This window comes from Janthinobacterium sp. UMAB-60, assembly GCF_900095235.1.
Classification (GTDB): domain Bacteria; phylum Pseudomonadota; class Gammaproteobacteria; order Burkholderiales; family Burkholderiaceae_D; genus Janthinobacterium.
In genome coordinates, this window is record NZ_LT607491.1 from 102014 (window position 1) to 122422 (window position 20409).

Annotated in this window: 18 protein-coding genes and 2 riboswitches; of the genes, 8 read left to right on the plus strand and 10 right to left on the minus strand. The window is 60.6% G+C overall.

The genetic code is table 11. The features are described 5' to 3' along the window. Positions 1-59: 59 nt before the first annotated feature. Together K0F86_RS16775 and K0F86_RS16780 are read right to left on the minus strand one after the other, a co-directional pair. Complete coding sequence (locus tag K0F86_RS16775; protein ID WP_219135466.1) at positions 60-659, minus strand: phosphatase PAP2 family protein; 600 nt, start codon at positions 657-659, stop codon at positions 60-62. A gap of 168 nt (positions 660-827) precedes the next feature. Then, positions 828-1400 carry an ATP-dependent Clp protease proteolytic subunit gene (locus K0F86_RS16780; protein ID WP_257572198.1) on the minus strand — a complete coding sequence of 191 codons (573 nt, stop codon included), beginning with the start codon at positions 1398-1400 and terminating at the stop codon, positions 828-830. 169 nt (positions 1401-1569) lie between these two features. Next, positions 1570-1656: riboswitch (glycine riboswitch) on the plus strand. A gap of 26 nt (positions 1657-1682) precedes the next feature. Next, positions 1683-1788: riboswitch (glycine riboswitch) on the plus strand. Between the two features lie 75 nt (positions 1789-1863). Here K0F86_RS16780 and gcvT point away from each other — a divergent pair. The 3 genes from gcvT (at position 1864) to gcvP (ending at position 6459) form a co-directional block, all read left to right on the plus strand. Beyond that, positions 1864-2985 carry a glycine cleavage system aminomethyltransferase GcvT gene (gene gcvT / locus K0F86_RS16785; protein ID WP_219135468.1) on the plus strand — a complete coding sequence of 374 codons (1122 nt, stop codon included), beginning with the start codon at positions 1864-1866 and terminating at the stop codon, positions 2983-2985. Between the two features lie 80 nt (positions 2986-3065). Continuing rightward, positions 3066-3446, plus strand: a complete 381-nt coding sequence (gene gcvH / locus K0F86_RS16790) for a glycine cleavage system protein GcvH (RefSeq protein ID WP_219135469.1) — start codon at positions 3066-3068, stop codon at positions 3444-3446. Between the two features lie 112 nt (positions 3447-3558). Then, positions 3559-6459, plus strand: a complete 2901-nt coding sequence (gene gcvP, locus K0F86_RS16795; RefSeq protein ID WP_219135470.1) for an aminomethyl-transferring glycine dehydrogenase — start codon at positions 3559-3561, stop codon at positions 6457-6459. 175 nt (positions 6460-6634) lie between these two features. Here the strand turns inward: gcvP and K0F86_RS16800 are convergent, their stop codons facing one another. Beyond that, positions 6635-6802 carry a hypothetical protein gene (locus K0F86_RS16800; RefSeq protein WP_219135471.1) on the minus strand — a complete coding sequence of 56 codons (168 nt, stop codon included), beginning with the start codon at positions 6800-6802 and terminating at the stop codon, positions 6635-6637. A gap of 144 nt (positions 6803-6946) precedes the next feature. Here K0F86_RS16800 and K0F86_RS16805 point away from each other — a divergent pair, with 144 nt between their 5' ends. After that, positions 6947-8164 carry a Bcr/CflA family efflux MFS transporter gene (locus K0F86_RS16805; RefSeq protein ID WP_219135472.1) on the plus strand — a complete coding sequence of 406 codons (1218 nt, stop codon included), beginning with the start codon at positions 6947-6949 and terminating at the stop codon, positions 8162-8164. Positions 8165-8189: 25 nt separating this feature from the next. Then, complete coding sequence (locus K0F86_RS16810) at positions 8190-8798, plus strand: TetR/AcrR family transcriptional regulator (RefSeq protein ID WP_219135473.1); 609 nt, start codon at positions 8190-8192, stop codon at positions 8796-8798. Between the two features lie 220 nt (positions 8799-9018). Here K0F86_RS16810 and K0F86_RS16815 read toward each other — a convergent pair whose 3' ends face one another. The 4 genes from K0F86_RS16815 to K0F86_RS16830 all read right to left on the minus strand — a co-directional run bounded on the left by K0F86_RS16815 (position 9019) and on the right by K0F86_RS16830 (position 12186). Beyond that, a complete protein-coding gene (locus tag K0F86_RS16815) occupies positions 9019-9849 on the minus strand; it encodes a hypothetical protein (RefSeq protein ID WP_219135474.1) in 831 nt (276 codons plus the stop codon). A gap of 272 nt (positions 9850-10121) precedes the next feature. Beyond that, a complete protein-coding gene (locus K0F86_RS16820; RefSeq protein WP_219135475.1) occupies positions 10122-10544 on the minus strand; it encodes a hypothetical protein in 423 nt (140 codons plus the stop codon). A 514-nt stretch (positions 10545-11058) separates the two neighbouring features. Beyond that, positions 11059-11445, minus strand: a complete 387-nt coding sequence (locus K0F86_RS16825) for a hypothetical protein (protein WP_219135476.1) — start codon at positions 11443-11445, stop codon at positions 11059-11061. Between the two features lie 393 nt (positions 11446-11838). Continuing rightward, entirely contained in the window at positions 11839-12186 is a 348-nt protein-coding gene (locus K0F86_RS16830) for a hypothetical protein (RefSeq protein WP_219135477.1), read from the minus strand. 519 nt (positions 12187-12705) lie between these two features. Here K0F86_RS16830 and mgtA point away from each other — a divergent pair. The 3 genes from mgtA to K0F86_RS16845 are packed head-to-tail and all read left to right on the plus strand — an operon-like array spanning position 12706 to position 16277. Further along, positions 12706-15390 carry a magnesium-translocating P-type ATPase gene (gene mgtA / locus K0F86_RS16835; RefSeq protein WP_219135478.1) on the plus strand — a complete coding sequence of 895 codons (2685 nt, stop codon included), beginning with the start codon at positions 12706-12708 and terminating at the stop codon, positions 15388-15390. Between the two features lie 36 nt (positions 15391-15426). Next, the gene (locus K0F86_RS16840) at positions 15427-15768 is read left to right on the plus strand and encodes a DUF6677 family protein (protein WP_219135479.1); all 342 of its coding nucleotides are present in this window, start codon (positions 15427-15429) and stop codon (positions 15766-15768) included. After that, positions 15750-16277 carry a ribonuclease HI family protein gene (locus K0F86_RS16845; protein WP_219135480.1) on the plus strand — a complete coding sequence of 176 codons (528 nt, stop codon included), beginning with the start codon at positions 15750-15752 and terminating at the stop codon, positions 16275-16277. The genes K0F86_RS16840 and K0F86_RS16845 overlap by 19 nt, the downstream gene beginning before the upstream one ends. Here K0F86_RS16845 and K0F86_RS16850 read toward each other — a convergent pair. From K0F86_RS16850 to K0F86_RS16860, 3 genes are all read right to left on the minus strand, one after another. Beyond that, positions 16274-17911, minus strand: coding sequence for a methyl-accepting chemotaxis protein (locus K0F86_RS16850; protein ID WP_219135481.1), 1638 nt, complete (start codon positions 17909-17911; stop codon positions 16274-16276). The two genes, K0F86_RS16845 and K0F86_RS16850, sit on opposite strands and share 4 nt — an antisense overlap. Positions 17912-17992: 81 nt before the next feature. After that, positions 17993-19621 carry a methyl-accepting chemotaxis protein gene (locus K0F86_RS16855; protein WP_219135482.1) on the minus strand — a complete coding sequence of 543 codons (1629 nt, stop codon included), beginning with the start codon at positions 19619-19621 and terminating at the stop codon, positions 17993-17995. A 216-nt stretch (positions 19622-19837) separates the two neighbouring features. Next, positions 19838-20329 carry a chemotaxis protein CheW gene (locus K0F86_RS16860; protein ID WP_035818113.1) on the minus strand — a complete coding sequence of 164 codons (492 nt, stop codon included), beginning with the start codon at positions 20327-20329 and terminating at the stop codon, positions 19838-19840. Between the last annotated feature and the right edge of the window lie 80 nt (positions 20330-20409).

The following is a 20409-nucleotide window of genomic DNA, read 5'->3' on the forward strand; positions in this document are numbered from 1 at the left end:
CATTTCCTGATGCTTTTCTGGCCAAAAAACAGCGGTATCCAGCGCCGGCCGGCACGAGCTCAAGGGGCTGGGCGGCCATCTTGCGCCAGTTTCCAGTCTTCACGGGAAAAAACGCGATCATGGCCGGACAGCACCATGGCCAGTTTTTGCAGCCACTGCTCGGTCGGCATGGGCTCGGCCTTGAAGCTCAGCGCCACCATCAGCACCAGGCTGGCCAGCGCCAGCGCATGGCTGACGGCAAAATTCACGGCGCCGCGGGCATTCCACATGAAGCCCAGCGCCAGCGCCAGGCCCAGCACGCAGCCGCTGACCGATTCCGACACGCTGTGCGCATGCACGACGACGCGCGAAATGGCCACCAGCACGGCAAACGCCACGCCGACGAGCACGCCGGCATGGCGCCAGCGCGGTTCGGCACGCTGCAGCAGCACATACATCAGCACAGGAAACACGGCGCCGGCGCGCATGGCGTGGCCGCTGAAGCCGGTAAAATCGAGCGCGCTGCTGCCCACGCCCCAGCTCATGAAGGCCAGCTTCGACAGCACCACGAGGGCCAGGCCACCGCCGTACCACAGGCTCCAGCTGAGCACCAGGCGCCACTGCCGCGAGACGAGCAGCCACAGGGCAATCGCCACGCCAGCCGGCCCCATGACGGACATGTCGGCCGCAAAAGAAATTCCATTCCACCAAGTCATCGTGCCTGCGCTTATTTCATGATCAGCGTGCACTATGCCACGACTCGGCCCTGTTCCGCGCGGCTTTTGCTGTGCCGCAGCAAAGAATTACATTCGATTACAAAATTCCCGCCGGCCATCGCCGGGCGCGCGTCAGATATTCGTCAGGCGCTTGCCCCTGGGCGGCGCAAAGTCGCGGATCGATTCGACCATGCCCACTTCCAGCGCCTGGTCGGCCGTCAGGTGCAGGTCGGAATACGCATGCACCTGCCACTGCTCTTCCGTCAGGTTGACCTGGCCGCGCAGGATGCGCTCGGTACGCATGTCGTCGGCGCGCAAGCCCTCGACGATGATGCTGAGCGCATCGGGCCGCGAACCGGGCGAGGCGGTCGCATGCGACTTGTGCACCATGAAGCGGGCCGTGTCGCTGGCATGGCGATGCCGCCCCGACAGAAACAAGGTGACGGCGATCGACGCCACGGCGCCTGCGTTGTAGGTAATGATGTCGAACGGCAACTTGCTGAGGAAGTTGTACAGGCAAATGCCATCGCTGACATAGCCGCCGTTCGACTGGATCAGGATGTGCGCGGTGGTGAGCTTGTCTTCCGTGATGTCGGCCACGGCGTTGAAGACGCGCCGCACCATGTCACTGTTGACGTCGCCCGAGAGGGTAAAGTAACCGTGCTGCTCGGTGTTGTTTTGCGTCTCGCTTTGTGTAGTGTTCATGGCAGGCACCCGCAAGAAAGCCAGAATTTCATCATAGCGCATTCGCGCGCGGCCGGGCGCCCTTTTGCAGTGGACCAGCCCCCTGCCCAGCCCCGCAAATCGGGGGTTTTGCGGCAATTTGGCAACGTCTTTACAGATTGACAGAAACACCCCGCTGGCATATATTCCTTCCACTTGATCGGGAGAGGGCAACCCAGCGTTGCCGCCGAAGGGGCACTACCCAAAAACTCTCAGGCAAAAGGACCGATCAGGCGGACTGAAGCTGTTGCTTTGGCGACACTACAGCTCAACTCTGGAGAGCGGCCGCGGCTATTGCCGGCGGCCCACCGAAGGGGCGCACGGGGCAAGCCCCCGTAATCTCTCAGGTACAAAGGACAGGGGGGTCAGTGATCACGATGGAAAGCCGTTTTTGGCTGTTCTGTGTTCTGTTAACTTCCCCCTTTACCTTCGTCCCGAGGAATCCATGACGCTCAAAGCGACCCCACTCAACAACGCCCACCGTGCCCTCGGCGCCCGCATGGTCGATTTCGGCGGCTGGGACATGCCCGTCAACTACGGCTCGCAAATCGAAGAACACAACGCCGTGCGCGGCGATGCCGGCATGTTCGACGTGTCGCATATGTGCGTGGTCGATATCGAAGGCCCCAACGTGCGCGCCTTTTTGCGCGGCTTGCTGGCCAATAACGTCGACAAGCTGCAAGTGTCGGGCAAGGCGCTGTACTCGTGCATGTTGAATGCCGAAGGCACCGTCATCGATGACCTGATCGTCTACTTCTTCAACGAAAACTGGTTCCGCCTCGTCGTCAACGCGGGCACGGCGGAAAAAGACGTGGCCTGGATGCAGCAGCAAAACACCGCCACCAACAGCGGCCTGACGATTACCGAACGCCGCAATGCCAACGATCCGATGGCCCTGGTGGCCGTGCAAGGCCCGAACGCGCGCGCCAAGGTGTGGCAAGTGCTGCCGGAAACGCAAGCCGCGTCCGAAGCCATCAAGCCGTTCAACGTCGTCATCGTCAAGGACACCGCGTTCGGCGAAGTCATGCTGGCGCGCACCGGCTACACGGGCGAAGACGGCTTTGAAGTCGGCGTTTCGGCGACCCAGGTGGAAGCGCTGTGGAACGCCCTGATCGCCGCCGGCGTCAAGCCGGCCGGCCTCGGTGCGCGCGACACCCTGCGCCTGGAAGCGGGCATGAACTTGTACGGCCAGGACATGGACGAAAGCGTCAACCCGCTCGACGCTGGCCTGGCGTGGACCATCGACCTGGTCAGCGAGCGTGACTTCATCGGCAAGGCCGCCCTGCTGGCCAAGGGCCAGAATGCGCAATTCGTCGGTCTGATCCTGCGCGAAAAAGGCGGCGTGCTGCGCGCCCATCAAAAAGTCATCATCGCCGGCAATGACGCCACGGGCGAAATCACCAGCGGCACCTTCAGCCCCACCATGCAGGAAGCGATCGCCCTGGCGCGCGTACCCAACGGCGTGGCTGTAGGCGACAGCGTGCACGTGGAAATCCGCGGCAAGCAACTGGCCGCCTCCGTCGTCAAGCTGCCTTTCGTGCGTAACGGTAAAATCCTGGTTGCGTAAGCGATTAGCGATAGAGAGCCACCGCCCGCAAGACCGAATAAACATAATCAATAACGAACACTTACCATCTGGAGCCACACATGAACATTCCTGCAGACCTGAAGTACACCGCCTCCCACGAATGGGTACGCCTTGAAGGCGACGGCACCGTCACCGTCGGCATCACCGAGTACGCGCAGGACGCCCTGGGCGACATCGTCTTTGTCGAACTGCCAAGCGTGGGCAACACCTACGGCGCCGGCGACGACGCCGCCGTGGTGGAATCGGTCAAGGCAGCGAGCGACATCTACGCGCCGATCGCCGGTGAAGTCGTGGCCGTCAACGACGACGTGGTCAACTCGCCTGAGTCGATCAACGCCGACGCCTACGCCAACTGGCTGTTCAAGATCAAGCCAGCCGACGTGTCGGCCATGGACGGCTTGCTCGACGCCGCCGCCTATGGCGCCACCACCAGCGCCTAATCGCGTCTGACTCACGGGCCGCCATTGCGGCCCGTTTGCTTTGGTTGCAATAAATGACAGCAGCGCCCGCGCGCCGCCTCCCGGTTTTTCAGTCTTTTTTGGCCTCTATATCATGACCCGCACCAGCCTGACCCAACTCGAAGCACGCGATGCCTTCATCGCCCGCCACATCGGCCCTTCCGCCACCGAACAGCAAGCCATGCTGGCGACCCTCGGCTATCCATCGCGCGCCGCGCTGATCGATGCCCTGGTACCGGCCAATATCCGCAACAAGGGCGCCCTGCCATTGGGAGCCTACTCGCAGCCGATGCCGGAACAGGAAGCGCTGTCGCGCCTGAAAGCCATCGCCGGCAAGAACCAGGTGCTCAAATCGCTGATCGGCCAGGGCTATTACAACACGTTTACGCCTGGCGTCGTGCTGCGCAACATCTTTGAAAACCCGGCCTGGTACACGGCCTACACGCCTTACCAGCCGGAGATTTCGCAAGGCCGCCTGGAAGCGATTTTGAACTTCCAGCAAGTGATTACGGACCTCACCGGCATGGGCATCTCGAACGCCTCGATGCTGGACGAAGGCACGGCCGCCGCCGAAGCGATGACCCTGATCCAGCGCGTGGGCAAATCGAAATCGAACGTGCTGTACGTCGCCAATGACGTGCTGCCGCAAACGCTGGAAGTGGTACAGACGCGCGCCCAGCCGATCGGCATCGAGGTGCGCACGTTTGATCCGGCCGAAATCGAGTCGCTGGACGCCTGCTTCGGCGTGCTGCTGCAATACCCTGGCGTGAACGGCGTCGTGCGCGACTACCGCGCCGGCGTGGAAAAACTGCACGCGAATGGCGCCATGGTCATCGTCGCGGCCGACCTGCTGGCCCTGACCATGCTCACGCCGCCTGGCGAATGGGGCGCCGACGTCGTCGTCGGCAACAGCCAGCGCTTCGGCGTGCCGCTCGGTTTCGGCGGCCCGCACGCGGGCTACCTGTCCACGCGCGATGAATTCAAGCGCAATATGTCGGGCCGCCTGGTGGGCGTGACCGTCGATGCGCAAGGCAACAAAGCGTACCGTTTGGCCCTGCAAACGCGCGAACAGCATATCCGCCGCGAAAAAGCGACCTCGAACATCTGCACGGCGCAAGTGCTGCTGGCCGTGATGGCCTCGATGTACGCCGTCTACCACGGCCCTGCCGGCCTGCTGCAGATCGCCCAGCGCGTGCACCGTTTCACGGGCGTGCTGGCCGCCAACCTGAAAACCCTCGGCTATGGTGTCGTCAACGCGAGCTACTTCGACACCCTGACGATCAACGTCGCCGATGCGGCGCAACTGCACGCGACGGCCATGCATCACGGCGTCAACCTGCGCAAGATCGACGCCACCCACGTCGGCGTGTCGCTCGACGAAACCACCACGCGCGACGATATCGCGCTGCTGTGGAAGGTGTTCGCGCACGGCCTGGCCAACGCGCCTGCCGCGCCGGACCTGGACGCCGTCGAAGCGAATGTCACCAGCGCGCTGCCGGCCAGCCTGGCACGCGAGAGCGTCTACCTGACGCACCCCGTCTTCAACAGCTACCACTCGGAACACGAAATGCTGCGCTACCTGCGCAGCCTGGCCGACAAGGACCTGGCGCTGGACCGCACCATGATCCCGCTCGGCTCGTGCACCATGAAGCTGAACGCGACGAGCGAAATGATTCCCGTCACATGGCCAGAATTCTCGAACATCCACCCGTTCGCGCCAGACGCGCAAACGGTGGGCTACCGCGAAATGATCGCGCAGCTGGAAGAGATGCTGTGCGCATTGACGGGCTACGCTGCCGTCTCGCTGCAGCCGAACGCCGGCTCGCAGGGCGAATACGCGGGTCTGCTGGTGATCAAGGCGTACCACGAATCGCGCGGCGAAGGCCACCGCAACATCTGTCTGATTCCATCGTCGGCGCACGGCACCAACCCCGCATCGGCCAACATGGTCGGCATGCAGGTGGTCGTCACCAGCTGCGACGCCAACGGCAACGTGGACCTGGCCGACCTGAAGGCGAAAGCGGAAAAGCACAGCGCCAACCTGGCGTGCGTGATGGTCACCTACCCGTCCACCCACGGCGTGTTTGAAGAAGGCATCCAGGAACTGTGCGAAATCGTCCACTCGCACGGCGGCCAGGTCTACATCGACGGCGCCAACATGAACGCGCTGGTCGGCGTGGCCGCTCCCGGCTCGTTCGGCGGCGACGTCTCGCACCTGAACCTGCACAAGACCTTCTGCATCCCGCACGGCGGTGGCGGACCAGGCGTCGGCCCGATCGGCGTCGGTGCGCATCTGGCGAAATTCCTGCCGAACCAGCGTTCATCGGGTTACCAGCGCGATGCTGCCGGCATTGGCGCCGTCAGCGCCGCGCCGTTCGGCTCGGCCAGCATCCTGCCGATTTCGTGGATGTACATCGCCATGATGGGCGCGGAAGGCTTGACGGCAGCGACCGAGACGGCGATCCTGGCAGCGAACTACATCGCGCGCCGCCTGGCGCCGCACTACCCCGTGCTGTACTCGGGCCACGACGGCTTGGTTGCGCACGAGTGCATCCTGGACCTGCGCCCGATCACGGACGCCACCGGCATCAGCAACGAAGACGTGGCCAAGCGTTTGATGGACTTCGGTTTCCATGCGCCGACCATGAGCTTCCCCGTGCCGGGCACCCTGATGATCGAACCGACGGAAAGCGAATCGAAAGTGGAAATCGACCGTTTCATCGACGCCATGATCGCCATCCGCGGTGAAATCGCCAAGGTCGCCAGCGGCGAATTCGACCACGACGACAACCCGTTGAAGCATGCGCCGCACACGGCACAGGTATTGATGTCGGACAACTGGGAACGCAAGTACAGCCGTGAAATCGCGGCCTACCCCGTCGCTTCCTTGCGTCAGCGCAAATACTGGCCACCGGTCGGCCGCGCCGACAACGTGTACGGCGACCGCAACCTGTTCTGCGGCTGCGCCCCGATCAGCTCGTACGAGGAAGAGTAAGCAAGAGTAAGCGCCGGGCTCCCGCTTCAGCGGGCGTAGCGACGACAAGAAGGCAGGCCACGCGGCCTGCCTTTTTTTATCGTAGGTCGGATTAGCGCGCAAGCGCGTAATCCGACGCCACCACTGGCCTCGCCAACAATGTTGTCGGATTACGCGGCTACACCGCTAATCCGACCTACGCAACCGGCAACGCCAGCAAGACGGCGCCCGGCAGCCCCAGCACGGTGCCCAGCATCGTCAGCAACATGACGTCGCGCCGCTCGCAGCGGCTGCGGTGCGAGCTCCAGGCGGCAAACAGCAGCGCGACGGCCACGCCGCTGAGCGAGATTCCCACTTCCGTCATGTCAACTCTCCCGTCATTGTTGCTTCTTTCATCGCTCTCATCCTTTTCATTGATTGAACTAACTACCTATCGGTAGGTAGCCAGTGTACAATAAAAAAGACGGCAATGTCCATGCCGTGTTTTTTGACACATGAAGGAAGCGCAATGCGGCAGCAAACCACTCTCCCCGCCGCCAGTCTTGGGCTGGCGGCTTCCCTGGCCCTGGTGGCCGTGCTCGGTCCGGCAGGCATCGACATGTATCTGGCCTCGATGCCCGCCATGGCGCGCGAACTGCACACCTCGTATGCGAATGTACAGCTGAGCCTGACCGTCTTCCTGCTGGCCCTGGGCGCTGGGCAGCTGCTGTTTGGGCCGCTGACGGACATGCTGGGCCGGCGCCGTCCGCTGCTGGCCGGCATCGCCGTCTACATCGTCGCGGCCGTCTGGGCGTCGCAGGCGGAGCAATTGACCACCCTGCTGCTGGCGCGCACGCTGCAAGGCCTGGGCGCGGCGCTGACCCTGGTCGTGGTGATGAGCATGGTGCGCGACGTGGCCGATGGCGTCAAAGCGGCGCAGCTGTTCGCCCTGTTGATGACCATCGTGGGCCTGGCGCCCGTGCTGGCGCCCGCCGTGGGCGGCTTGCTCGATGCCCATTACGGCTGGCGCGCCGTGATGCTGGCCCTGGCCGCGCTGGGCGCCTTGACCCTGCTCAATAGCGCGCTGTTCCTACCGGAAACTTTACCCATCGCCAAGCGGGTCTCGCCGCGCGGCCTGCACCGCACGTATGCGCGCATCGCGCTGGACCGCGCCTTCCTGCTGCCCGCGCTGGCCCTGTCCGCCACTTTCTTTTTCCTGTTTGCCTATATCGGCGGTGCGTCACTGGTCTACCAACGCGATTTCGGCTTGTCCGCCGGCAATTTCGGCCTGGTGTTCGGCGCCACGGGCGTGGCCGTGCTGCTGGGCGCGATGGCCAGCGGCCGCCTGGTGGCAAGGCACGGCGTGGCGCGCCTCTGCCTGGCGGGCAGCGCCGCCATGCTGGGCGGCGCCGTGCTGGCCCTGCTGGGCGCCTGGGCGGGCTTCGGCATCGCCGCCGTCGTGCCCGGCATGTTCGTGTCCCTGTTTGGCCTGGGCATCGCGGAAGCGGCGATCATGGCCATGGCCATGGGTTCGCAACAGCGTGCGCTCGGTTCCACGGCGGCATTGCTGGGTGCCATACAGATGACCTTGTCGTCGCTGGCCACACCGCTGGCGGCCAGCCTGTCCGAATGGGGGCCGCTGCCCTGGCTGCTGTTCTTGACGGTGGCCGGCCTGCTGGTATCATGGCTGACCCTGGCCACTGCGCGCGTCCATCCGGCACACGCCATCAGCCCGGGGGCGCACTGACGCCTGACCCAACCACTACCCTCATATGAAGAAACGCTCGGCCTCGGCCGATAACATCTGTGCCGTCGCCGTCGTGCACTTTTCCGAACACGGCTACGATGCCTCGTCCCTCAGCGACATCGCCGAGCACGCGGGCATGCGCAAGGCCTCGCTGTATTCCCACTTCGCCGGCAAGGATGCCCTGTTTCTCGACGTGTTTGCCGACGCGCTGGCCGAAGAGCAAGCCTTCATGGACGCCTGCTTCGCCGACGAGGCGGCGCTGGCGGCACCGGGCGGCCAGCTGGCCGGCGCCCTGTATTGCGACCGCATGGCGCAGCGCTATGCGGACTCGGCCCATTTGCGCTTCCTGCTGCGCACGGCGTATCTGCCGCCCGCCACCCTGCGCATCGAAGTTGGCACGGGCTATGAAGCCTTGCTGGCGCAGTTGCAGCGGCACTACGTGGCCAGCCTCGGTCGCCTGGCGCCAGCGTTGCCGGCCGCGCGCATCGACCTGTATGCGCAAGCCTACCTGGGCATCGTCGACAGCCTGCATGTGGAGCTGATCTACGCAGGCGGCGCCGCGCTGCAGCAGCGACACGCGGCATTGTGGCAAATCCTCTCCGATTCGCTGGCGATGGCGGCGCAATCGGCCTGATGTGGTATCGCTTACAGCCAGACTGTGAACCGGCAAACATGTCTGATACAAGCCGCTATCGACTCTTCAAAAGCACCGGTTTGCCATATTCAAATGTGGTACGACTTGCTGCCCGATTTTTCGCATGCGAAGTTCCGCTTTCGCCCCAAAGCGGACCTAACTGGCGTGCGAGAACGGACTCTGCTGGCCGAGCTCTTGCGTTCGACGGTGAGGGAATTTTCTAGCCAGGCATGCGTCTTCCTTCTCTGAGTGCAATGAACTCTTCGTCTGCTATCTCGCGCTCCTCGTACGGACCTAGATCACTGATAACGATTTGAGGGAAGATGGCATCGACTCTGTGCATGGGACCTACGTTCACTCCATTAGGAAGAAAAATGTGTTTAATTAGCGGCTTGTCTTCCCACCCCTTTTTAATGTAAATTTCGCCAGGCACACAAAAAAACCAGGGCTGAGGCCCAAACGCGGAGAACTGGTTTCCGACAATTTCTTGGATAGTATGTACCGCATCAAGTGCCAGCTCTTTGTCGTTTGTATCGGTCTCTGGATTAAAATGTATCGCCCGATTCCGCTTTTCGTTTAAGGATCGAAATTTTTCGACCACTTCAGGCAGCAATTCCCCCCAAGCCTCTAACGTATCTATGGCCAACGGCCAGTAGTCAAAAGACTCTTTGCGGTACACTTTTTTGTACTCCGGTGTTCCTTTATGATAGTCTCGAAGCAGCAGAATCATGTGGTTCAATAAACGCTCCCCCAATGCGCATGCGCCGGTTAGTGCAGGATAGTAACTGCCGACGACGTAGGCGTTTCTTATCTGCTCAAGAAACTTGTTATGGAAGGCCGCTACCGAAATCGGCTTAGCCTTAAGGGCGGCAAAATTCTCCACCTTTTGCTCAATATTTCGTTCGCCGTACTGCCTTGCTAGGCCGTTGATGGTCGTCTGCCGGTTCATCTCGTGCTGAGCTTTTGTCGCCTCGTCCCACTGCTCCTGCTGCGGCTCCAATCCGTATACCCGTGAGTCGAAGTCGAAGGAAAGAATGCGGTGGCGTTTCATTTGAGTTTTTCCTGACGGTTTGTGACAAATTTGGTCTGAGCTAATACAGGTCAACTGCGTATACGGTCAGAGGGTTTCACAGGCTCGATAATTTCCGGCATCGGGAGAGGGATCGATTCCGAAGGCACTGCTTACTGCCCCATGAAAGGCGGCTTCTGGCCGGTTGCCGTCGTTGCCAGGTTCCGCCCCAAAGCGGACGTCCTAAGGCAACAACTGACAATCAATGCCTAGCCAAGATCGATAACGTACGGTCGCCAAGACTAGTCACGCCATTACTGTACTGTCTTTTGCAAGTCCATTGCCTTCAACTGGGGCTGAGTAACGGCGATGAAGCGGGAAACGAGAGGGTCACGGCCATAGAACTGCACTGTAAGTGACACTTGCCAAACGTTTTGATCCCAATTGAACTTTACGCCATCGATGCGTGTTCGGATGTACGTTTCTGCAACATCGCTTCCCTCTCCTACGGTTGCTTGCAGGGCCACGCACGGAAATGCGTCAGCACTTCGATTTTTGTCTGCCCATACGTGGATGTCCACAACGTCCGTGAAGCAAGGGGTTCTGAAAGTCGGCGCTAGGCGCGCATCCAAAAGAAAAGAATGAATCTCGCCAAGCGCCTTCAGGTAGTTGGCATTCGCAACCGCAAAGTGACGTTCATATACTAAACGCAACGCCGGCGGGGGTTCACCGTGCATGCCCACCCTGCTGTCTAGCAAGGAGTAATCATCGGTGCAGCCGTAAAGAAACGTGGAAAACACGAGTGCAAGACCCAAGAGCGTTGGTCGTTTCATTTTTAACGAAGCATCATAAGTGGATTTTCTATTGGCCGCAGCGGTTAGCGTTGAATGGCAAAGTCCGCTTTTGGCCGTATGCTGTCGCCGCCGGGAGCGCAAGAGCGGTTGAGTCGAACCAATCAATCGGGAACCCAAATTTTTTTCGGCACGGCTCGCACGTAAAGAAAAAGTAGGCCTAAGCAGACCCAAAAGCCATTTCTATAGATGCTCTCCCCCGGAAAAGTGAAGTTCAACATCGCACATAACAAAATCAAACTTGCGATCAACGACGCTCCCGCGAAGGCAAGTCGTCGTGCATTATGCTCAGTCATCATCTTCTCCCGGGGCACTTCGTTCAGTGCAGTATATGCGAAAGCGTGAATAGGTCTGCTTCTGGTCGATTGTTACCATCCAATAATGGATCCTTCCCACAAACTTACGCGCATCCAAACGTTTCTAGGGAGCCAGCGAGTTTGTAGTCGGTAAGTCCATAAAGTTTCTTTAGTAATGCATCGATCGCTTGAAATAGCATGTTAGCGTCAGCTGACTTGTACTGAACACATGCCAGCCGGCCGGGCGACCAATCGATGATCTGTGCAGGCTGAAGTGCCGCAAAAACTTCGGTGATGAGTGAGACTGGTGAAGAATTTTCCGTATAAGAGAAATCCATGTAGTCACCGTAGATCAGTATCCATACGTCAGGACGCCCAACAACGCTTAGTCTCGCATAAAACTCCCTTGATGGAAGCTCACTATGGAGATTTAGGCTGCCAAAGGCTCCCTGCAAGATCCGGCGAACTTCTTCTTTTGATTCCTCTTGCATTGCTAACCCTACTCAGCTGATGAATGACTTTAATGCGCTGCAACTCGCATGTTTGCACGACCGGCCGCTCCTGGCCGCTTACCGTCGTTGGCAGGTCACGCCCTATGGTGTTGAAAAACTCAGGTACGCAGACCCTTAGATAGATATCCTGCCAGCCCAGACTGGCCAGTACCGTCGCTAGTGAATGATCACTGGCTGCTTGGAAGTATGGGACCTCCCGAAATTGTTGCCGCTCAACTTTTTCAACACAATAGGCCGAAAGCCGCCCGTCGCGGCCAATAGTGCTCGCCGTAAAACAGTCATCCTCCGGTTTCCAGACATACTGAGCAGCAAAATCGTAGAAGCTGGAAAGGAAGAGAGGTTTTTGGCAAGGCACACCACGCCAAAAATGGGTCAAGCATACGCGTGCACCAGTAGAAAGCCAGCCAGCGGAACGACGGCAAACAGCACAACAACGCCAAGGCATCCTGATTTGGATCCGGTTCTGGACCCTGCAGGAGAAGTGCTGCGCGCACGCTCTCGTGGCGCCCTGGCATGTACCCATTTAATATGACAGGACTGGCAGAAGAATGTGGTTTTGTTGTTACGCCAAGCGTCGATGGTTCGATCGGTATGGCGTGCAACCGTGCCGCAACGGGCACATTCGAAATGTGTTTCTTTGGGCAGTTTTTTTGAAAAGTGCTTGCCGACAAAGAACATGACAACAAGTCCGGCTATTACTGCCCCAACGATCAATTCCATAGACATTTTTTTTCTGTATCTGCATAGTGTTCACCATGGCTATTTCCAGCTCATCAGCGTACCCGAGCATAACGGATTGCCAAGCAGAAAGAATCACACATTGTCACAGCAACGCCAATGGCCGTGGCATCGGACGTTCGTATTCGTCCACACCCACATTACACTTTGGAAACCTAAGATTTCTTCAGTTGACATCCTTGCGGCACGTGCATAAGATGCCCCCATTATTCATTTACGGAGTCCCACGTGGGTACTTGTTCTAGTGACAGTAGCCGATCTTGTATCGGTGATTGCCTCGGCAGCTAAACAGCAAGCAACGCGGAACTTCCTTCCTCCGTGCCTTGCTGAGCAAGGTGCGGTGTCTCTCGCGGCCAGTCTGGCCGCGCGCCTCTCCCCCCTCTTTCCGATCGCGACCGGCTACTGACCCGGATTGCCCGCCAGCACTATTGTGTTTTGGCGGCACGCAAGTCTTGCCTGCGGCTGCGCCGCCCGTCAACACCTCGTCGTGAAAGGAAGAGCATGAATCTCTTCACCCGTTTGTTCGAATCGTTCCTGCGCAAGCGCCATACGGCCGGCCATTTCCGCCGCCGCGCCATGCCGCTGGAAAACAGCACGGCCCGCCCCGTGCCCGACCATCTGGCGCGCCAGCTGCTGGCGGCCGCCCACGAAGACCTGGACAGCGCCCTGAACCGCCTGCATACGCGCCTGGAAGGCTTGCGCGATGCCGAGGCGCAAGTCATCGGCGCACAAACGGGTCCGAATGAAGTCGAGCATGAAAAGCCGCTGGCCTGGTACCAGCACCTGTGGCTGTGCTACAAGAATCCGTTCAACCTGCTGCTCACCGTGCTGGCGATTGTTTCCTACCTGACGGAAGACCCGAAGGCCACCATCGTCATCGGCACCATGGTGATTTTGTCGACCCTGCTGCGCTTCGTGCAGGAAGGCCGCTCGAACCGCGCCGCCGAGCGCCTGAAAGCCATGGTCAGCAATACAGCCACCGTGCTGCGCAATGGCCAGCAGATCGAGCTGCCCATCCGCCAACTGGTGCAGGGCGACATCATCGTGCTGTCGGCCGGCGACATGATCCCCGCCGACTGCCGTTTGCTGTCCGCGAAAGACCTGTTCGTCAGCCAGGCCGCCATGACGGGCGAATCCTTGCCCGTGGAAAAGATGGCGGAACTGGCCGATGGCCATGGCAAAGACCCGATGGAGCTGGCCAATCTGCTGTTCATGGGCACGAATGTGATCTCGGGCGCGGCCACGGCGCTGGTCTTGGCAACGGGCAACCGCACCTATTTCGGCACCATCGCCACGCGCGTGACGGCCACCGAGCGCACGCCGACGGCGTTCGAGGCGGGCGTGAACAGCGTCAGCTGGCTGCTGATCCGCTTTGCCCTCGTGATGGCGCCGCTGGTGTTCCTGATCAACGGCTGGACCAAGGGCGACTGGATGGAAGCATTCCTGTTTGCCCTTTCCGTGGCCGTGGGCCTGACGCCGGAAATGCTGCCCATGATCGTCACCAGCACCCTGGCCAAGGGCGCCGTAAAACTGTCGAAAAAGAAAGTCGTCGTGAAACGCCTGGATGCCATCCAGAACTTCGGCGCCATGGATGTGCTGTGCACGGACAAGACAGGCACCTTGACGCAGGACAAGATCGTGCTCGAGCGCCATACGGACGTGTTCGGCCAGCAATCAGATGAAGTGCTGCAATTTGCCTACCTGAACAGCCACTATCAGACGGGCCTGAAAAACCTGCTGGACCGCGCCGTGCTCGACCATGTGGAACTGCAAACGGAAATGCAACTGGCGCGCGATTACGTGAAAGTCGATGAAATCCCCTTCGATTTCGTGCGCCGCCGCATGTCCGTCGTTGTTTCCGAAAAGAATGACCACCATGAGCTGATCTGCAAGGGCGCCGTCGAGGAAATTCTCGCCACCTGCAGCCATCTGCGCCTCAATGGCGTCGACGTGCCGCTCGACGCCGCCCTGCTGGCGAAAGTACTGGAAACTACGCATGGCCTGAACGCGGAAGGTTTACGCGTGGTGGCAGTGGCCGTCAAGGAAGTGCCACCGCATAAAACCGTGTACGGCGTGGCCGATGAAACGGCGCTGACCCTGATCGGCTATGTGGCCTTCCTCGATCCGCCGAAGGAATCGACGGCACCCGCCCTGCGCGCGCTGGCGGAACACGGCGTCACAGTGAAAGTATTGACGGGTGACAACCACCTGGTGACGGCGAAGATTTGCCGCGAAGTGGGCCTGGCCGTGCATGGCGTGCTGCAAGGCCCTCAACTGGACGAGATGGACGACGCTACCCTGGCCAGGGCAGCTGAAGAGAATACCGTGTTTGCCAAGCTCAGCCCGCTGCACAAGGAGCGCCTGGTGCGCGCCCTGCGCGGCAATGGCCATATCGTCGGCTTCATGGGCGACGGCATCAACGACGCGCCCGCCCTGCGCGCAGCCGACATCGGCATTTCCGTCGATTCGGCCGTCGATATCGCCAAGGAAGCGGCCGACATCATCTTGCTGGAAAAGAGCCTGATGGTGCTGGAAGAAGGCGTGCTGGAAGGCCGGCGCACCTTCAGCAACATGCTCAAATACATCCGCATGACGGCCAGCTCGAACTTCGGCAATGTGTTTTCCGTGCTGGTGGCCAGTGCCTTTCTGCCGTTTTTGCCGATGCTGCCGCTGCACTTGCTGGTGCAAAACCTGCTGTACGACGTGTCGCAGATCGCCATCCCGTTCGACAATGTCGACGCCGAACTGATCCAGAAGCCCCTGAGCTGGAACCCGCGCGACATCGGCCGCTTCATGGTGTTTTTCGGCCCCATCAGCTCAATCTTCGACATCAGCACCTTTATCTTGATGTGGCATGTGTTTGGCGCGAATACGCCAGAACAGCAGACCCTGTTCCAGTCCGGCTGGTTCGTCGTGGGCTTGCTGACGCAAACCCTGATCGTGCACCTGATCCGCACGCCCAAGCTGCCCTTCATCGACAGCATCGCGTCCGTGCCCCTGCTGGTGGCCACCACCGCCATCATGGCCGTGGGCGTGTTCTTGCCGATGGGACCCCTGGCGACCTACTTCAAGCTGCAAGCCTTGCCGTTGGGCTATTTCCCCTGGCTGCTGGGCATCCTCGTCTGCTACACCGTGCTGACGACGTTCATGAAACGCGTGTATCTGCGCAAATTCGGCTGGCAATAGTATGATGAGCCGCTCTTTCTCCTACAAAAGGCACGCATGAGCGGCTCCTCCCTTTCCAAACGTAATCTCGCCCTGCTGCTGTCGGCCCTCGTCTTTCCCGGCAGCGGGCATTTTGTCTTGCAACGCAAGGCGCGCGGCTGCCTGTTCCTCGTGCCGGCCCTGGTCGCGCTGGCGATCGTATTGCGCCAGATCATGGCACGCTTGGACCAGGTTATGGCACAGATCGACAGTGGCGCCCTGCCCCTCGACGTGCAGCTGATCGTGGAAAAAGTCGATGCGCTGTCCGCCAACGACGGGCCTGCCATGACGCTGGCCATGAGCGTGCTGGTGGCGTGCTGGATAGGCAGCCTGATCGACACATGGTTCCTCAAGCCGTGACGGCGGAAGCAGAAGCGCGCAAAGCACGCAAGGAAGCAAGGATGCAGGCGCGCCGCGCGCAGCTAGCGCTCAGCCGCCAGGACCATGGCGGCCCGCAGGCCTGGCGCGGCTGGTTCGACGGTTCCGCCCATCCGAACCCGGGCAAGCTGGGCATAGGCGCCCTGCTGCTGGGGCCGAATGGCGAGCGCATCGAAGTGAGCCAGGCGGCCGGCCATGGCAGCAGCAGCGACGCGGAATATGCGGCCCTGACGGCCGTGCTGCAGGCGGCACTCAGCGTGCGCCCGCCGCCCGTGCAACTGCTGCTGTACGGTGACAGCCAGGTGGTGATCAATGATGTGCTGGGAACGACGCCCGTGGGCGCCAAGGGACTGGAAATGCACAGGGCCACCGTAGTGGCCCTGCTGGAACAATTCACTGATGTAAGCTTGTGCTGGCTGCCGCGCCACCGCAATGGCGAGGCGGACCGGCTGTCGCAGCTGGCGATCGCCGGCTGGGTGGAGAAAGATTAAGCGGCGCGGCCGATCCGCAAGGCATCTTGCGGTGTTTTGGCCGCCGGGCGTTTCATCCCCTTCAAACCGCTGACACTGGCCTGCTGGCCATTCAATTTGAACACGCTGACCACTTGCGCCAGGTTGTGCGCCTGATGCTGCATGGATTCGGCGGCGGCCGCCGACTCTTCCACCAGGGCCGCATTTTGTTGCGTCACGGCATCCATCTGGCCGATGGCACGGTTGATCTCGTCGATGCCCACGCTTTGCTCGCTGCTCGCCGCCGTGATTTCCGTGATGATGTCGCTCACGCGCTGCACGCTGTCGACGATGTCGTTCATGGTCGAACCGGCTTGCGCCACCAGCATGCTGCCCGCGTTGACTTGCTCCACGGAGGCACCGATCAGGGTCTTGATCTCTTTCGCCGCCGAAGCCGAACGCTGCGCCAGGTTGCGCACTTCCGAGGCCACAACGGCAAAGCCGCGGCCCTGCTCGCCCGCGCGCGCCGCTTCCACGGCCGCATTCAGGGCCAGAATATTCGTCTGGAAGGCGATGCCGTCGATGACGGAAATGATGTCGACAATCTTGTTCGACGAGGCATTGATCGATTGCATCGTGCCCACCACTTGCGCCACCACTTCACCGCCCTTGACGGCCACTTGCGCCGCCGACGCCGCCAATTGATTCGCCTGGCGCGCATTGTCCGCATTCTGTTTCACGGTCGACGTCAGCTCTTCCATCGAAGACGCGGTTTCTTCCAAGGAACCGGCCTGCTCTTCGGTACGGGAAGACAAGTCCTGGTTGCCGGCGGCAATCTGCGTCGAGGACGTCGCGATGCTGTCCGTGCCGCTGCGCACTTCGCCCACGATATTGAGCAGGCTGGTGTTCATGTCTTTCAGCGCCTGCAACAGTTGCCCCGTTTCATCCTTGGCACTGGCGTCGATCTGCGCCGTCAAGTCGCCATCGGCCACCTTGCGGGCGATGTCCACGGCCGTGCGCAGGGGGCGCACAATTCCCATCGTCAAGACCCAGGCGCAGACGACGCCGAAAGCCAGCGCCAGCGCGGCCAGCGCCAGCAACAGGTTACGGCTGGTCTTGGCCACGGCATCGATCTCGCGCGCGGTGGCGTCGATGCTGGCGCGCTGGTGTTCCAGCATATTCATGATGACTTTCTGGTATTTCGTCGAACCGGGCACGAACACGGCCTGGAAGGCCTTTTCCGCTTCTTCCGTCTGGCCGGCCGCCTTCAGCTTCGATACTTGCTCACGGGCATCCAGATATACCTTGCGCATTTCGCTGACCTGGCGGAACAGTTCCGTTTCTTGCGGGCCAGAGATCAGCGCTTCGATCTTCTTTTGCAACTCGCCCGAGACGACGGACGACTGTTTCGCTTCTTCCGCAAAATACGGTCCCAGCGAGGTGTCGGCGCTGCGCACGATGGCCGTGGTGCGGCGGATGCCGCTGTCGATCTTGCTGTACCAGTCGGAAATATAGCGTTCCTTCGCCAGCGGCTGCTCCATCATGGTGCGCGTGGCGGTGGCCACGTCGTGCAAACGCCAGACGCTGATGCCGGTAATGACCAGGGAAAACAGCAAAATAACGGCAAAACCCAGGCCGAGACGCATACCAATACTGACGTTTCTTAACAAATTCATGTGAATATCCTAAAAAATCGGAACCAGACTATATAAAAGGGAGCTGAAGGCTGCGGCTGCACGGGGCAGCCGCAGCGGCATTCAGCGTGCGCCGAGGCGCAAGGCGGTTTGCGGCGCTGCCGGGCGCTTCAGCGTGCTCGCGCCACTCTGCTTGGCCTGCTGGCCATTGAGCTTGAACACGCTGACGACTTGCGCCAGGTTGTGCGCCTGATGCTGCATGGATTCAGCGGCGGCAGCCGATTCTTCCACCAGCGCCGCATTTTGTTGCGTCACGGCATCCATCTGGCCGATGGCACGGTTGATCTCGTCGATGCCCACGCTTTGCTCGCTGCTCGCCGCCGTGATTTCCGTGATGATGTCGCTCACGCGCTGCACGCTGTCGACGATGTCGTTCATGGTCGAACCGGCTTGCGCCACCAGCATGCTGCCCGCGTTGACTTGCTCCACGGAGGCACCGATCAGGGTCTTGATCTCTTTCGCCGCCGAAGCCGAACGCTGCGCCAGGTTGCGCACTTCCGAGGCCACAACGGCAAAGCCGCGGCCCTGCTCGCCCGCGCGCGCCGCTTCCACGGCCGCATTCAGGGCCAAAATGTTGGTCTGGAAGGCGATGCCATCGATGACGGAAATGATGTCGACGATCTTGTTCGACGAGGCATTGATCGATTGCATGGTGCCCACCACTTGCGCCACCACTTCGCCGCCCTTGACGGCCACTTGCGCCGCCGACGCCGCCAATTGATTCGCCTGGCGCGCATTGTCCGCATTCTGTTTCACGGTGGAAGTCAGCTCTTCCATCGAAGACGCGGTTTCTTCCAGCGAACCGGCCTGCTCTTCCGTGCGGGAAGACAGGTCCTGGTTACCGGCGGCAATCTGCGTCGAGGATGTCGCGATGCTGTCCGTGCCGCTGCGCACTTCGCCCACGATGTTGAGCAGGCTGGTGTTCATGTCCTTCAGCGCCTGCAACAGTTGCCCCGTTTCATCCTTGGCGCTGGCGTCGATCTGCGCCGTCAAGTCGCCATCGGCCACCTTGCGGGCGATGTCCACGGCCGTGCGCAGCGGACGCACGATGCCCATCGTCAACAGCCAGGCGCAGACGACGCCGAAAGCCAGCGCCAGCGTCGACAGCAATAACAGCAGGTTGCGGCTGGTGCTGGCGATGTCATCAATCTGGCGCGCGGTGGCGTCGATGGTGGCGCGCTGGTGCTCCAGCAAGCCGTAAACCATCTTCTGGTACTTGGCCGCGGCGGGCACGAAGGTTTTTTCAAACACGTCGTTGGCGGCCTCGGACTGGGACTCGCCCTTGAGCTTGTAGACCTGGTCGCGCGAGCCGACATACACTTCGCGCAATTCCAGCAAACTGGCGAACATGGCCTGTTCTTGCGGGTCCTTGAGCAACGCCGCGATCTTCTTTTGCAGGTCAGCCGAGCTTGCGCTCGACACTTTCGACTCTTCGGCGAAATAGCCGCTCAGCGAGGTGTCGCTGCTGCGGGCGATGGCGATCGTGCGCCGCACGGCGCTGTCGATGCGCGTATACCAGTCGGAAATATAACGTTCCTTGGCCAGCGGCTCTTCCATCATGGTGCGCGTGGCGCTGGCCACATCATCCAGACGCCAGACGCTGATGCCGGTGATGACCATGGAAAACAGCAAAATGACGGCAAAGCCCAGTCCCAGACGGACCCCGATGCTGACGTTTCTTAACAAATTCATGTGACTATCCTAATATCCTGAAGAGAGGCCCTGCAGCCAGCGCCTGGAACAGCATGGCGGACGCCGCCAAATCTGTCCTGCCAAGTAAACTGGCGCACGGTTCGGTTGAACCGTGCGCCAGGAAAGTGCGCTAGCGTGCTCCCTGCGGAAACGATATGCAATACTAAATGTCAATAGTTTTTGACAATATGCAGGGGAATTCTCTTCACTGCGGCATTACGCCGCCAGTTTCTCGATCAAGCCCATGTCGGCGCTGGACATCAACTGGTCGATATCGACCAGGATCAGCATGCGCTCGTCGATGGTGCCCAGGCCGATCACATATTCCGTGTTGATCGAGCGGCCCATGTCCGGCGCCGGCTTGATCTGTTCCGGCATCAGGGTCGTGACGTCGGAGACGCGATCGACGACCATGCCGACCACGCGATTGCCGATATTGAGGATGATGACGACGGTGAACTGGTCATAGCTGGGCGTGCCCAGGTTGAACTTGATGCGCATGTCGACGATCGGCACGATGATGCCGCGCAAGTTGACCACGCCCTTGACGAATTCGGGCGCGTTGGCGATGCGGGTCGGCGTTTCATAGCTGCGGATTTCGCTGACTTTCTGGATGTCGATGCCATACTCTTCCTGGCCCAGGGTAAAGGCCAGGTATTCGGCAGCCTTGGCAACGGTTGCGCCAGTGTCGCTGGAAATGGTGTTCATGATAATCCTTTCGTTAACTCGCCTGGGGCGCAGGCCAAGGCACGCTGCGCGCAAGCCTTGGACGTGACAACATCCATCCC

What these genes read in the sequence shown, in the direction of transcription:
- gcvT (WP_219135468.1), top strand. Translation starts at nt 1,864, where the DNA reads ATGACGCTCAAAGCGACCCCACTCAACAACGCCCACCGTGCCCTCGGC.
- K0F86_RS16845 (WP_219135480.1), top strand. Translation starts at nt 15,750, where the DNA reads ATGGTTCCTCAAGCCGTGACGGCGGAAGCAGAAGCGCGCAAAGCACGC.
- K0F86_RS16780 (WP_257572198.1), bottom strand. Translation starts at nt 1,400, where the DNA reads ATGAACACTACACAAAGCGAGACGCAAAACAACACCGAGCAGCACGGT.
- K0F86_RS16830 (WP_219135477.1), bottom strand. Translation starts at nt 12,186, where the DNA reads ATGGAATTGATCGTTGGGGCAGTAATAGCCGGACTTGTTGTCATGTTC.
- gcvH (WP_219135469.1), top strand. Translation starts at nt 3,066, where the DNA reads ATGAACATTCCTGCAGACCTGAAGTACACCGCCTCCCACGAATGGGTA.
- K0F86_RS16850 (WP_219135481.1), bottom strand. Translation starts at nt 17,911, where the DNA reads ATGAATTTGTTAAGAAACGTCAGTATTGGTATGCGTCTCGGCCTGGGT.
- K0F86_RS16840 (WP_219135479.1), top strand. Translation starts at nt 15,427, where the DNA reads ATGAGCGGCTCCTCCCTTTCCAAACGTAATCTCGCCCTGCTGCTGTCG.
- K0F86_RS16775 (WP_219135466.1), bottom strand. Translation starts at nt 659, where the DNA reads ATGTCCGTCATGGGGCCGGCTGGCGTGGCGATTGCCCTGTGGCTGCTC.
- K0F86_RS16805 (WP_219135472.1), top strand. Translation starts at nt 6,947, where the DNA reads ATGCGGCAGCAAACCACTCTCCCCGCCGCCAGTCTTGGGCTGGCGGCT.
- K0F86_RS16800 (WP_219135471.1), bottom strand. Translation starts at nt 6,802, where the DNA reads ATGACGGAAGTGGGAATCTCGCTCAGCGGCGTGGCCGTCGCGCTGCTG.
- K0F86_RS16860 (WP_035818113.1), bottom strand. Translation starts at nt 20,329, where the DNA reads ATGAACACCATTTCCAGCGACACTGGCGCAACCGTTGCCAAGGCTGCC.
- gcvP (WP_219135470.1), top strand. Translation starts at nt 3,559, where the DNA reads ATGACCCGCACCAGCCTGACCCAACTCGAAGCACGCGATGCCTTCATC.
- K0F86_RS16815 (WP_219135474.1), bottom strand. Translation starts at nt 9,849, where the DNA reads ATGAAACGCCACCGCATTCTTTCCTTCGACTTCGACTCACGGGTATAC.
- K0F86_RS16820 (WP_219135475.1), bottom strand. Translation starts at nt 10,544, where the DNA reads ATGCACGGTGAACCCCCGCCGGCGTTGCGTTTAGTATATGAACGTCAC.
- K0F86_RS16825 (WP_219135476.1), bottom strand. Translation starts at nt 11,445, where the DNA reads ATGCAAGAGGAATCAAAAGAAGAAGTTCGCCGGATCTTGCAGGGAGCC.
- K0F86_RS16810 (WP_219135473.1), top strand. Translation starts at nt 8,190, where the DNA reads ATGAAGAAACGCTCGGCCTCGGCCGATAACATCTGTGCCGTCGCCGTC.
- K0F86_RS16855 (WP_219135482.1), bottom strand. Translation starts at nt 19,621, where the DNA reads ATGAATTTGTTAAGAAACGTCAGCATCGGGGTCCGTCTGGGACTGGGC.
- mgtA (WP_219135478.1), top strand. Translation starts at nt 12,706, where the DNA reads ATGAATCTCTTCACCCGTTTGTTCGAATCGTTCCTGCGCAAGCGCCAT.